We start from the raw sequence: 13,102 nt of genomic DNA on the forward strand, positions 1-13,102 counted from the left end.
GACGATATGAATTCTCTGTTTGCCAGTACGGCCCGTGGGCTGGAAGAGCTGTTAAAAACTGAACTGGAAGCCCTGGGCGCGCAAGAGTGCCAGGTGGTTCAGGGTGGTGTCCATTTTGAGGGCGACACGCGGCTTATTTACCAGAGCCTGATGTGGAGCCGTCTGGCGTCGCGCATCATGCTGCCGATGAAGGAATGCAAGGTCTATAGCGACCTGGATCTCTACACCGGCGTACAGATGATCGACTGGACAGAGATCTTCACGCCTAACGCCACCTTCGCGGTGCATTTCAACGGCGTGAACGACGAGATCCGCAACAGCCAGTACGGCGCCCTGCGCGTAAAAGACGCCATTGTGGACTGCTTCACGCGTAAAAATAAGGAACGTCCGAACGTCGATCGCGAAAACCCGGACCTGCGTATCAACGTCTGGCTGAACGGCGACACGGCGAGCATCTCCCTCGATCTGAGCGGCGCGGGTCTGCACCTGCGTGGCTACCGCGATCGCACCGGTATGGCACCGATCAAAGAAACCCTGGCCGCCGCCATCGTGATGCGCTCCGGCTGGCAACCGGGCACGCCGCTGCTCGACCCAATGTGTGGCTCCGGTACGCTGCTGATTGAGGCCGCAATGCTGGCAACCGACCGTGCGCCGGGGCTGCACCGCGGCCACTGGGGCTTCAAAGGCTGGGCGCAGCACGACGAAGCGCTCTGGAAAGAGGTTAAAGACGACGCGCAGACCCGCGCGCGTAAGGGCCTGGCGGAGTATACCTCTCACTTTTACGGTTCGGATAGCGACCCGCGCGTAATAGAACGCGCGCGCAGCAACGCCCGTCGCGCCGGTATCGGCGAGCTGGTCACCTTCGAGGTGAAAGACGTAGCGAACCTGACCAACCCGCTGCCGAAGGGCCCGTACGGGACCGTAATCAGCAACCCGCCATACGGCGAGCGTCTGGACAGCGAGCCTGCGCTGATTGCCCTGCACAGCCTGCTGGGCCGCAATATGAAGGACTACTTCGGCGGCTGGAACCTGTCTCTGTTCAGCGCCTCGCCGGAGCTGCTGAGCTGCCTGCAGCTGCGAGCCGATCGCCAGTTTAAAGCGAAAAACGGCCCGCTGGACTGCGTGCAGAAAAACTATCATCTGGCAGAGAAAGCGGCGGACAGCAAGCCAACCGGCGTGGCAGATGATTACGCCAACCGCCTGCGCAAAAACCTGAAGAAATTTGAAAAATGGGCGAAGCAGGAAGGGATCGAGTGCTATCGCCTGTACGATGCCGACCTGCCGGAGTACAACGTAGCGGTTGACCGCTATGCGGACTGGGTGGTGATTCAGGAATATGCTCCGCCGAAAACCATCGATGCGCAAAAAGCGCGCCAGCGCATGCTGGACGTCATTGCGGCCACCATTGCCGTGCTGGGGATTGCGCCGAACAAGCTGGTGCTGAAAACCCGCGAGCGTCAGAAGGGTAAAAACCAGTACCAGAAGATGGGCGAAAAGGGCGATTTTATCGAAGTGGGCGAATACAACGCTCGCCTGTGGGTGAACCTGACCGACTATCTTGATACCGGCCTGTTCCTCGACCACCGCATTGCCCGCCGCATGCTCGGCCAGATGAGCAAGGGCAAAGATTTCCTCAACCTGTTTTCCTACACCGGCAGCGCCAGCGTGCATGCCGGTCTCGGCGGCGCGCGCAGCACTACCACGGTGGATATGTCCCGCACCTATCTGGAGTGGGCCGAGCGTAACCTGCGTCTGAACGGCTTAACCGGACGTCAGCATCGCCTGATGCAGGCCGACGTGCTGGGCTGGCTGCGCGATACCGACGAGCAGTTCGACCTGATCTTTATCGATCCGCCGACCTTCTCTAACTCCAAGCGCATGGAGGATAGCTTTGACGTTCAACGCGATCACCTGCGCCTGATGACCGACCTGAAGCGCCTGCTGCGCAAAGGCGGCACCATTATGTTCTCGAACAACAAACGCGGCTTCCGTATGGATCATGACGGCCTGGCAGCCCTGGGACTGAAAGCACAAGAAATCAGTCAAAAAACGCTGTCTCAGGACTTCGCCCGTAACCGTCAAATTCATAACTGCTGGTTGATTACCGCGGTCTGAAAGGAAAAATAAATGTCATTAATTAGTATGCACGGCGCGTGGCTCTCTTTCAGCGACTCACCGCTTCTCGATAATGCGGAACTGCATATCGAAGATAACGAGCGCGTCTGTCTGGTGGGCCGTAACGGCGCGGGTAAATCCACGCTGATGAAAATCCTCAACCGCGAGCAGGGGCTGGATGACGGCCGCATCGTATACGAGCAGGATCTGATCGTCTCCCGCCTCCAGCAGGATCCGCCGCGTCATGTGATCGGCAGCGTGTACGATTTCGTGGCGGAAGGCATCTCCGAGCAGGCGGAGTACCTGAAGCGCTATCACGAGATTTCGCATCTGGTGATGACCGACCCGAGCGACAAGAATCTCAACGAACTGGCGAAAGTGCAGGAGATGCTCGATCACCACGGTTTGTGGCAGCTGGAAAACCGCATTAACGAGGTGCTGGCGCAGCTCGGGCTGGAACCCGACATGGAGCTGTCGGCGCTCTCCGGCGGCTGGCTGCGTAAAGCGGCGCTGGGGCGCGCGCTGGTCAGCGGCCCTAAGGTACTGCTGCTGGACGAACCAACGAACCACCTGGACATCGAAGCGATTGACTGGCTGGAAGGGTTCCTGAAAACCTTCAGCGGCACCATCATCTTCATCTCGCACGACCGTTCGTTTATTCGCAATATGGCGACGCGCATTGTCGATCTCGACCGCGGCAAGCTGGTCACCTATCCCGGCGATTACGACACCTATCTGCTGGAGAAAGAAGAAAACCTGCGCGTGGAAGAGCTGCAGAACGCCGAGTTCGACCGCAAGCTGGCGCAGGAGGAAGTCTGGATCCGCCAGGGCATCAAAGCCCGCCGTACCCGTAACGAAGGCCGCGTGCGTGCCCTGAAGGCGATGCGTCGCGAGCGCAGCGAGCGCCGCGAAGTCATGGGCAGCGCCAAAATGCAGGTGGAAGAGGCGTCCCGTTCCGGCAAGATTGTCTTCGAAATGGAAAACGTTAACTACCAGGTTGACGGCAAGGTGCTGGTGAAAGATTTCTCTGCGCAGGTTCAGCGCGGGGACAAAATTGCGCTCATCGGCCCGAACGGCTGCGGCAAAACCACGCTGCTGAAGCTGATGCTGGGCCAACTGCAGGCCGACAGCGGCCGCATTCACTGTGGCACCAAGCTGGAAGTGGCCTACTTCGATCAGCACCGCGCGGAGCTGGATCCGGACCGCACGGTGATGGACAACCTCGCCGAAGGTAAACAGGAAGTGATGGTAAACGGCAAGCCGCGTCACGTTCTGGGCTACCTGCAGGACTTCCTGTTCCACCCGAAACGCGCCATGACACCGGTGCGCGCGCTGTCCGGCGGGGAGCGTAACCGTCTTCTGCTGGCCCGTCTGTTCCTGAAGCCAAGTAATCTGTTGATCCTCGATGAACCGACGAACGATTTGGATGTCGAAACGCTGGAATTACTCGAAGAGCTGATCGATGGGTATCAGGGAACCGTGATGCTGGTTAGCCACGATCGTCAGTTCGTGGATAACACCGTGACCGAGTGCTGGATCTTCGAAGGTGAAGGGCGAATTGGCCAGTACGTGGGCGGTTATCACGACGCAAAAGGGCAGCAGTCGCAGTCTCTGGCGCAGAAACAGTCGAAGTCCAGAACAAGTTCTGAACCTGCTGTAACAAAAGCAGAAACTGTCAAGAAAACCTCGGCTAAACTAAGCTATAACCTGCAGCGCGAACTGGAGGGGCTACCTCAGCGTCTTGAAGAGCTGGAGGCCGCGCTTGAGGAGCTGCAAGCGCAGGTTGCTGATGCCTCATTCTTTACCCAATCGCATGACTATACTCAGAAAGTACTGGCTGAAATGTCCGCGGCTGAAAAAGCCCTGGAAGAAGCATTTGAGCGCTGGGAGTACCTTGAGTCTCTGAAAAACGGCGCATAACAGGGATTAAATATGTGTGACCAGCACCATGCCGACAGGCATATATTATGCTCGCAATGCGATATGCTCGTGGCGTTGCCAGAGCTTGGTCACGGACATAAAGCCCAGTGTCCACGCTGTGGCGCGACGTTGACAACCGAGTGGGACGCGCCGCGGCAGCGTCCCACCGCTTACGCGCTGGCAGCACTGTTCATGCTGCTGCTCTCCAATCTCTTCCCCTTCGTCTATATGAAGGTGGGCGGGATGACAAGCCAGGTGGATCTGCTTGAAATCCCGGGCGTGATGTTCTCGGAAGATTACGCCAGCCTCGGCACCTTTTTTCTGCTATTCGTCCAGATAGTCCCGGCGTTTTGCCTGGTCATCATCCTGCTGCTGGTTAACCGCGTCAGGATGCCGTCACCGCTGAAAATCCGGCTCGCGCGCATCCTTTTTCAGCTCAAAAGCTGGGGGATGGCCGAGATCTTTCTCGCAGGGATACTGGTCAGTTTCGTGAAGCTGATGGCGTACGGCGACGTGGGGATAGGCAGCAGCTTTATTCCCTGGTGTCTGTACTGTGTCCTGCAGCTGCGTGCTTTCCAGTGCGTGGACAGGCGCTGGGCCTGGGACGATATCGCCCCGGCTCCGACGCTCGCGCAGACGGTGAAGGTCGGCGTGCCGGGTATCCGCCAGGGGCTCCGTTCTTGTCCGTGCTGTACCGCCGTGCTGCCCGCCGATCTTGAGGTTTGTCCGCGCTGCGAAACGAAGGGCCATGTTCGCCGTAAAAATAGCCTGCAGTGGACGATGGCACTGCTGGTCACGTCCGTCATGCTGTATCTGCCCGCTAATATTCTGCCGATTATGATCACCGATTTGCTCGGCGATAAAATGCCCTCGACGATCCTCGCCGGGGTCATACTGCTGTGGAGCGAAGGATCCTATCCTGTCGCCGGCGTGATTTTCATCGCCAGTATCATGGTGCCCACTTTAAAAATGATCGCCATTGCCTGGCTCTGTTGGGATGCAAAAGGCCACGGAAAACGCGACAGTGAACGCATGCATCTGATTTACGAAGTGGTCGAATTTGTCGGTCGTTGGTCAATGATCGACGTGTTTGTGATTGCCGTTCTCTCTGCGCTGGTGCGGATGGGCGGTTTGATGAGTATTTATCCCGCGATGGGGGCTTTAATGTTTGCACTGGTGGTGATTATGACCATGTTTGCGGCCATGACCTTCGACCCTCGTTTATCGTGGGATCGTGAGCCTGAATCAAGCCATGAGGAAGAGTAAGAGCATGGAAAATAAGAGTGGAGAGGCGAAAGTGCAGAAGGTCAAAAACTGGTCGCCGGTGTGGATTTTCCCCATCGTGACCGCGCTGATCGGTGCATGGATCCTGTTTTATCACTACAGCCATCAGGGACCGGAAGTGACGCTGATTACCACCAATGCCGAAGGAATTGAGGGCGGTAAAACGACCATCAAAAGCCGCAGCGTGGATGTGGGCGTGGTGGAAAGCGCAACCCTGACCGACGATTTAACCCATGTGGAGATTAAGGCGCGTCTTAATGCCGGCATGGAAAAACTCCTGCACGGCGATTCTGTTTTCTGGGTGGTTAAACCGCAGGTGGGACGTGAAGGGATCAGCGGCTTAGGAACGCTGCTCTCAGGTGCCTACATCGAACTGCAGCCGGGTGCAAAAGGCAGCCAGCCGGCGCAGTACCAGCTTCTGGATTCACCGCCGCTAGCACCGCCTGATGCAAAAGGTATCCGCGTGATCCTCGACAGTAAAAAAGCGGGCCAGCTCACGGCGGGCGACCCGGTACTTTTCCGCGGCTATCGCGTGGGTTCGGTGGAGAAGAGCACCTTCGATCCTCAGAAAAGATCCATCAGCTATCAGCTGTTCATCAATGCGCCTAACGATCGTCTGGTTACCAGCAACGTCCGTTTCTGGAAAGACAGCGGCATCGCGGTGGATCTGACCTCGGCGGGCATGCGTGTAGAAATGGGCTCGCTGACAACACTGTTTGGCGGCGGCGTGAGTTTTGACGTACCCGAAGGTCTGGACCTGGGACAGCCGGTTGCGGAGAACACCGCTTTCCGCCTGTTCGACGATCAAAAAAGCATTCAGGATGCACTCTATACCGATCACATCGACTACCTGATGTTCTTTAAGGATTCTGTTCGCGGCCTGCAGCCTGGGGCGCCCGTTGAGTTCCGCGGTATTCGTCTGGGGACGGTGGGACAAGTGCCTTACTTTGTTCCAGGCCTTAAGCAGATGCTTGATGATGATTACCGTATTCCGGTGCTGATCCGCATTGAGCCTGAGCGCCTGATCAACCAGATTGGTGAGAATCAGGATATCGGCGAGCACATCACCGACCTGATGAATCGCGGTCTGCGCGGCTCGTTGAAAACCGGTAACCTGGTGACCGGCGCACTGTATGTCGATATGGACTTCTATCCAAAAGCGCCGCCGATTACCGGTATGCGTGAATTTGGTGGTTACAAGATCATCCCAACGGTAAGCAGCGGTCTGGCCCAGATCCAGCAGCGTCTCATGGAAACGCTGGATAAAATTAACAATCTGCCGCTGAACCCGATGATTGAGGCGGCGACAGGTTCGTTACATCAAAGCCAGGCGACAATGCAGCGCCTGCAGACCACGCTGGATAACATCAACAAGATTACTGCAAACCAGAGTATGCAGCAGCTGCCGCAGGATATGCAGAAAACGCTGCGCGAGCTGAACCGCAGTATGCAGGGCTTCCAGCCTGGCTCGGCGGCGTACAACAAGATGGTGGCAGATATGCAGCGTCTCGATCAGGTCTTGCGTGAACTGCAGCCGGTTCTGAAAACGCTCAACGAGAAGAGCAACGCGCTGGTGTTCGAAGCGAAAGATAAAAAGGATCCTGAGCCGAAGAGGGCGAAACAATGAAAAAATGGCTAGCGATTGCAGGAGCGATGGTACTCACGGCCTGTAGCTCCGGGAGCGAAACGAAAAGCTACTACCAACTGCCTCTGGTGACGCAGGCGGTTACGCAAAGTTCCGCCTCGCAGGGCAACCGTCTGCTGTGGGTTGAGCAGGTCGCCGTGCCGGATTACCTGGCCGGCAACGGGGTGGTCTATCAGACCAGCGATGTACAGTACGTTATCGCCAACAACAACCTGTGGGCCAGCCCGCTGGACCAGCAGTTACGCAATACGCTGGTGGCGAATCTGGGCAGCCAGCTTCCGGGCTGGGTTGTTGCCTCCCAGCCTTTGGGAAGCGATCAGGACACGCTGAACGTCACGGTAACGGGCTTCCACGGCCGTTATGACGGTGCCGTTGTCATCAGCGGCGAGTGGCTGTTGAATCATCAGGGACAGCTGATTAAGCGTCCTTTCCATCTGGAGCTGAAGCAGCAGAAGGATGGCTATGATGAAATGGTGAAAGTGCTGGCTCAGGGTTGGGCGCAGGAGTCAGCCAGTATCGCCAGGGAAATTTCCCGACTGCCATAAGTAAAATTCATCGTCAAAAACCGCAATCGGCCTGGTGCTGATTGCGGTTTTTTTTTCGTTTTTGCGTCAGGTTGTTACTTGTGCCGGGTCACATTTTTTGTACAAATGATCTTCTGGCTAGCTCACAAATATGACACCCGTATGAATTTTGAACATTGACGCTGGGACTAATTCGGGGTATTCGTTATCTGTGCCTGCGCATCTGGCGCGGACACTGTTTTCTTTCCACCAGACAAAAGAATGAGGGAAACGAGGCATGAAGAGACAGAAACGAGATCGCCTGGAACGGGCTCATCAACGTGGTTATCAGGCCGGCATCGCTGGACGTTCGAAAGAAATGTGTCCTTATCAGACGATAAATCAAAGGTCACAATGGCTTGGAGGCTGGCGAGAAGCCATCGGCGACAGGGCACTTATAGCCTGATAACGTCTCTTTAAAAAAAGAAACCTCCGCACTGCGGAGGTTTCGCCTTTCCGGGGTCGCTTAAAGCGATATCAGAACGCGGAAGTGTCCTGGAACAGACCCACTTTCAGGTCGTTCGCGGTATAGATCAGACGACCGTCTACCAGCACTTCGCCATCCGCCAGGCCCATAATCAGGCGACGGTTAACGATGCGCTTGAAGTGAATACGATAGGTGACTTTCTTCGCCGTAGGCAGAACCTGACCAGTGAATTTCACTTCGCCCACGCCCAGCGCGCGGCCTTTACCTTCACCACCCAGCCAGCCCAGATAGAAGCCAACCAGCTGCCACATGGCATCCAGGCCCAGGCAGCCAGGCATTACCGGATCGCCAATGAAGTGGCAACCGAAGAACCACAGGTCCGGGTTGATATCGAGTTCTGCTTCTACGTAACCCTTATCGAAGTTGCCGCCGGTTTCGGTCATTTTCACGACACGGTCCATCATCAGCATGTTCGGGGCCGGTAACTGTGGGCCTTTCGCGCCAAACAGTTCTCCGCGACCAGAGGCAAGAAGATCTTCTTTTGTATAGGATTCGCGTTTATCTACCATGTTCTCAGTAAGCCTTATTTTAGTGAAGGACGCAGGATAGCTAACACGTGTACGCTGAACAAGTCCGATCAGTTCGAACTGAACCAGCCCAGCCAGCGTAACGGCCATGGATAACGATGGCGAGCATCCTGCTGCGTCGCCTGAGCAATGCGCTCCTGGATAGTCTGCATCAAAGTTGTCTGACCTTCGCCATCCCAAACCAGGTTTGTCAGTAAGGGTAGTGCATCCTCAATCCCTTCGATGGCCCAGATGGCGAATTGTTCCTGTTCAACCGCGTCCAGAATATCCTGGCACAGGCTGAGATGGCGTACGTTAGGCGCCGGAATAATCACACCCTGTTTGCCGTTTAAACCGCGCTGCTGACAGACAGAGAAGAAGCCTTCAATTTTTTCGTTCAGACCGCCAACGGGCTGAGCACGACCAAATTGATCGACCGAACCGGTAATAGCAATGTTCTGGTTGATCGGCACGTCCGCCAGGGCGCTGATTAAGGCGCACAGCTCCGCCATTGAGGCACTATCGCCATCCACTTCGCTGTAGGACTGCTCAAACGTCAGCGAGGCGGAGAAGGGGATTTGCTGCTCAAGCTGCAGCTCAGACATCAAAAATGCCTGCATGATCATCATGCCTTTGGCGTGAATGTTGCCGCCCAGTTCGGCCTTGCGTTCAATATCGGTAAACTCGCCGTCGCCAATATGCACAACGCAGCTGATTCGCGAGGGTTCACCGAACGCGCGCGGATGGCCAGGAAACTCGATCACCGAGAGGGCGTTGATCTGCCCAACGCGTTCGCCTTCTGTCTCGACCAGAATTTGTTCCAGCAGAATTTCATCCTGCATGCGGTCAGCAAGATAGCCTTCGCGCCACTCTCGCTGCGCCAGCATCTGCGTGAGCTGTTCGCCAGTAAACGCACCGTTACCGCTGATCGTACCGACTTCACGCAGCTGCTTGCCGATCCAGAGCGGGCAGAGCGGCAAGGTTTCCTGGTCACCGGTATAGCGAACGGCTTCGCGGATTAAACCCGGCCACGCGTCGGCGGCAGGCGCTGGCAATGCAAAACGTTCCGCCACGGCCATCACCCACTGACACCACTGCGCCATGTCGTCCGCATCGGCAATCTGAATGTTGTCTTCGTATTCGCTGTAAACTGCCTGTTCGGCCAGTTCCGGCTCCATCTCCTGGAAGTCCGCCAGCGATTCGCGGTCACCCATCAACACGACGGTCAGCGACAGCGGCATTGACGGCACGGAGACAGGAAGAGGACGAGACTCGTCGTAACCGACCCAGTCAAAGCGCTGTTGGGTCACAACGGTTTTCAGACGCATCCACAGCAGCGGCTGCGAGAGCAAAGTGCGCAGAGAGATGATGAGCACGCCGCCGTTTGCACGATGCACCAGCCCCGGCTGCAGGGAAAGCTCGCCGTTAAACTGGCGCAGACAGCCAAACAGCTGTTCAGCCTCGACCCAATTAGCGGTAATTACCTCGCCGTTAGCAGCAAAACGACCGTCGGCCTGGTCCGCCGGTCCGAAGGTAATATTATGCCCCGCGATACGATACTGGCCGCCAAATACCGCAGTGGTGTCTGGCCGCAGCTGGCGCGTGGCATCCCCAAGCAGCGACAGATATTCCGCTTCTTCCGGGGCTTTCAGCAGCATGAAGGGCGATGTCGCCCACGGGCTTAACGTCTGCTCCAGCGCATAATGTAAGCGTGGTTGCGTATCGCTAAGGATGAATTCGTGTTCTTTTGCGAGATCGGGCTGTGCAAACAGTTCCTGATAGCTCTCGGCATCCGGAACAAGGTCACGCCATGCTAGTTTCGTAATGGTCAAAGTTGATGTTTTTTAGTCAGATGTAAAAGAGTGGAGTATACCGTAAGCGGGGGGCTCTACCCAAGCAGGATTGGTGTTTCAGCAGGCGGATTGGCTGCAGTCACTCACAGGATATGATTTCTTTTCAGCAGATTGCTAAAAAACTGATATTCTGAACAGAGTTACGTGGTAACACTGAGATCGCAATGAAATATCAACAACTGGAAAATCTCGAAAGCGGCTGGAAATGGAAGTACCTGGTCAAAAAGCACCGTGAAGGGGAGCTGATCACCTGCTACATCGAAGCCAGCGCTGCGCAAGAAGCCGTGGATATTTTGCTGACCCTCGAAAATGAACCGGTACAGGTCAATGGCTGGATTGAGAAGCACATTAATCCTGCGTTGTTAAACCGGATGAAGCAAACTATCCGCGCGCGACGTAAACGGCATTTTAATGCTGAGCATCAGCATACCCGGAAAAAATCCATCGACCTGGAGTTCGTGGTCTGGCAGCGTCTGGCCGGGCTGGCACAACGGCGTGGTAAGACCCTGTCGGAAACCATCGTGCAGCTGATTGAGGATGCCGAACATAAAGAGAAGTACGCCAACCAGATGTCGTCGCTGAAAAACGACCTTCAGGCGTTGTTGGGCAAAAAATAGATTTTAGTTTTCTTCAGACAATAAAAAACCCCGCATGGCGGGGTTTTTTTATAAGACGATAACTTATGCCGCTGGCTGAGTTACAACGTCTTTAACGCCTTTAACTTCGATCTCTACGCGACGATCTGGTGCCAGGCAGTCGATCAGTGCAGCGCGAGCTTTAACGTTGTCACAGGTGTTGCCAGTAACTGGGTTAGATTCGCCCATACCACGTGGGGAGATCTTGTTAGCTGGGATACCTTTAGAGATCAGGTAATCAACAACAGACTGAGCACGTTTCTCAGACAGTTTCTGGTTGTAAGCGTCAGAACCGATGCGGTCGGTGAAGCCCAGAACCACTACAGAACCGTCTTTAGGATCCAGGTTGCTCAGCTGGGTGTACAGCTGATCCAGTGCCTGCTGACCTTCTGGTTTCAGGGTCGCTTTGTTGAAGTTGAACAGAACGTCAGACTTCAGAGTGAAGTGCTTGGTCTGTACTTCTGGAGCTGGAGCCGGCGCTGGAGCAACAACTGGTGCTGCATCTTCCTGCTGGCCGAAACGGTAGGAAACACCTACGCTCAGCATGCCGTTGTCTGGACGAACGCCAACGGTAGCACCGTCACCGATGTTGTTAACCCACTGGTATTCCAGACGGGTAGCGATGTCACGGGTCATAGCCCACTCAACGCCACCAGCGAATACTGGGGAAACGCCAGTGTCATGGTCGTCGCCAGCGATGTTGTTGCTGGAGTCTGCACGCCATACCATGCCGCCCAGACGGGTGTACACGTCCAGATCGTCAGTTACTGGGTAACCCAGTTTAGCGGTCAGCTGAACGCCCTGAGCTTTGAAAGCGCCATTGATGGTGTCGCCTTTGTATGGCATACGACCTAACCAGTCGTAACCCATTTCAAAGCCAACATACGGGTTAACCTGATAGCCACCGAACGCACCTGCACCAAGCTGGCTCTCGTGAGTAGGGCCATCGTTGTTCAGGCTGCTGTTGTACCAGCCAGTGTCATGGAACTGAGACCAGCCCAGTTTACCACCTGCATACCAGGTATTATCTTTCGGAGCGGCCTGCGCTACGGTAGCGAAGCCAGCCAGTGCCACTGCAATCGCGATAGCTGTCTTTTTCATTTTTTGCGCCTCGTTATCATCCAAAATTCGCCATGAAGGTCTCAAGAGAGAATCACGGTTAAATCCTTCACCGGGGGGCGTGGTCAAATATAAATCTACCGATATCTTCGGCTTAGGCCGAGCACCCCTGGCGATGTAAAGTCTACAACGTAGCTGAAAACTTACAAGTGTGAAGTCTGTCAGGCATATGAAAAAAAAAGTTCCGTATACCTATTATTTAACATTTTTAGAACGAATTTTGTGCAATAAAATTAAGGAGAACCGCACCAGACAAGCCTTGCCGCAATTTTGAGGCCGGGAACTAAAACCGCATCCTGCGGTCAAAAAAAATTCCAGGAAAAATCTTAATTTCACTCAATGATACAAATTTGAGTGAATTTTTAGCCCAGAAAGTTGTCCTCTGCGATAAGAATCTGGACGAACCGGGCGCATGATAAACCCGATCGCATTCCCTTCTTCAGCCGCTTCGGTCAGACGAAAATGTTCCTCTTCCGTCAATTCTTCCGGTAACCACCCGATCACCACGCTGTAATTTCCGGTGCGTAACGCGCGAATCATCGATTCGACGGTATCGCAGGGAGAAAGCTGGTTGATCTGCATAACCTTTGCCAGCGGCAGGCCTGCAGACTGCACCCATTGGCGGCTCAGTTTCTGCTGTGGCGACAGCCAGAGCTGCCAGCGTGATTGCTGACCAAGCTGCTGTAATAACGGAAGCAGCAGGAGTTGGGTCAACAGAGGCTGGTCTTCACGGTAAACCACTTCACTAATAAGCCCCGTCGAAGCACCCCCAACGGTGTTCTGCGCGACAGTGCCCGCGGTAGAGGAGAGATAAGTTGAGCGATTTGCATAGCCTGAAGTGTACATATTCATTCCAGCCCTGTAGTTACTGTATGGATATACAGTAACCCCTGTATGCATAAAGATCAACCTCATTTTCGGAAAGCGACTCGCAAAATTCATTCAATGTTGATGCCCTTCGAAAAATCATCTTGC

Annotated in this window: 11 protein-coding genes; 7 read left to right on the forward strand and 4 right to left on the reverse strand. The window is 55.1% G+C overall.

Annotation, left to right across the window (positions count from 1 at the left end):
- Positions 1 to 6 precede the first annotated feature (6 nt).
- The 6 genes from rlmKL (at position 7) to rmf (ending at position 7,933) form a co-directional block, all read left to right on the forward strand.
- Positions 7 to 2,115 carry a bifunctional 23S rRNA (guanine(2069)-N(7))-methyltransferase RlmK/23S rRNA (guanine(2445)-N(2))-methyltransferase RlmL gene (rlmKL, locus tag DG357_RS08040; protein ID WP_088204951.1) on the forward strand — a complete coding sequence of 703 codons (2,109 nt, stop codon included), beginning with the start codon at positions 7 to 9 and terminating at the stop codon, positions 2,113 to 2,115.
- A gap of 12 nt (positions 2,116 to 2,127) precedes the next feature.
- Complete coding sequence (locus DG357_RS08045; protein ID WP_088204952.1) at positions 2,128 to 4,035, forward strand: ABC transporter ATP-binding protein; 1,908 nt, start codon at positions 2,128 to 2,130, stop codon at positions 4,033 to 4,035.
- A 12-nt stretch (positions 4,036 to 4,047) separates the two neighbouring features.
- Entirely contained in the window at positions 4,048 to 5,301 is a 1,254-nt protein-coding gene (pqiA, locus tag DG357_RS08050) for a membrane integrity-associated transporter subunit PqiA (protein ID WP_045261707.1), read from the forward strand.
- A gap of 4 nt (positions 5,302 to 5,305) precedes the next feature.
- Positions 5,306 to 6,946, forward strand: a complete 1,641-nt coding sequence (pqiB, locus tag DG357_RS08055) for an intermembrane transport protein PqiB (protein ID WP_028012598.1) — start codon at positions 5,306 to 5,308, stop codon at positions 6,944 to 6,946.
- Positions 6,943 to 7,509 (forward strand): membrane integrity-associated transporter subunit PqiC, encoded by a 567-nt coding sequence (gene pqiC, locus DG357_RS08060; protein WP_028012599.1) that lies wholly within the window; start codon positions 6,943 to 6,945, stop codon positions 7,507 to 7,509. Before pqiB ends, pqiC begins: the two co-directional genes overlap by 4 nt.
- 256 nt (positions 7,510 to 7,765) lie before the next feature.
- Positions 7,766 to 7,933: a ribosome modulation factor gene (rmf, locus tag DG357_RS08065; RefSeq protein WP_013097261.1), complete on the forward strand. Its 168-nt coding sequence runs from the start codon at positions 7,766 to 7,768 to the stop codon at positions 7,931 to 7,933.
- Positions 7,934 to 8,004: 71 nt separating this feature from the next.
- Here the strand turns inward: rmf and fabA are convergent, their stop codons facing one another.
- Positions 8,005 to 8,523, reverse strand: coding sequence for a bifunctional 3-hydroxydecanoyl-ACP dehydratase/trans-2-decenoyl-ACP isomerase (fabA, locus tag DG357_RS08070; RefSeq protein WP_000227926.1), 519 nt, complete (start codon positions 8,521 to 8,523; stop codon positions 8,005 to 8,007).
- Positions 8,524 to 8,591: 68 nt separating this feature from the next.
- Positions 8,592 to 10,352, reverse strand: coding sequence for an AAA family ATPase (locus DG357_RS08075; RefSeq protein ID WP_045261706.1), 1,761 nt, complete (start codon positions 10,350 to 10,352; stop codon positions 8,592 to 8,594).
- Between the two features lie 185 nt (positions 10,353 to 10,537).
- Between DG357_RS08075 and matP the strand changes: the two genes are divergently transcribed.
- Complete coding sequence (matP, locus tag DG357_RS08080) at positions 10,538 to 10,990, forward strand: macrodomain Ter protein MatP (RefSeq protein WP_023332611.1); 453 nt, start codon at positions 10,538 to 10,540, stop codon at positions 10,988 to 10,990.
- 63 nt (positions 10,991 to 11,053) lie between these two features.
- Here matP and ompA read toward each other — a convergent pair whose 3' ends face one another.
- Together ompA and sulA are read right to left on the reverse strand one after the other, a co-directional pair.
- Positions 11,054 to 12,109 (reverse strand): porin OmpA, encoded by a 1,056-nt coding sequence (gene ompA, locus DG357_RS08085; RefSeq protein ID WP_108780329.1) that lies wholly within the window; start codon positions 12,107 to 12,109, stop codon positions 11,054 to 11,056.
- A gap of 354 nt (positions 12,110 to 12,463) precedes the next feature.
- Positions 12,464 to 12,973 (reverse strand): SOS-induced cell division inhibitor SulA, encoded by a 510-nt coding sequence (gene sulA, locus DG357_RS08090; RefSeq protein WP_088204953.1) that lies wholly within the window; start codon positions 12,971 to 12,973, stop codon positions 12,464 to 12,466.
- Positions 12,974 to 13,102 lie beyond the last annotated feature (129 nt).

This window comes from Enterobacter bugandensis (assembly GCF_900324475.1).
GTDB lineage: Bacteria > Pseudomonadota > Gammaproteobacteria > Enterobacterales > Enterobacteriaceae > Enterobacter > Enterobacter bugandensis.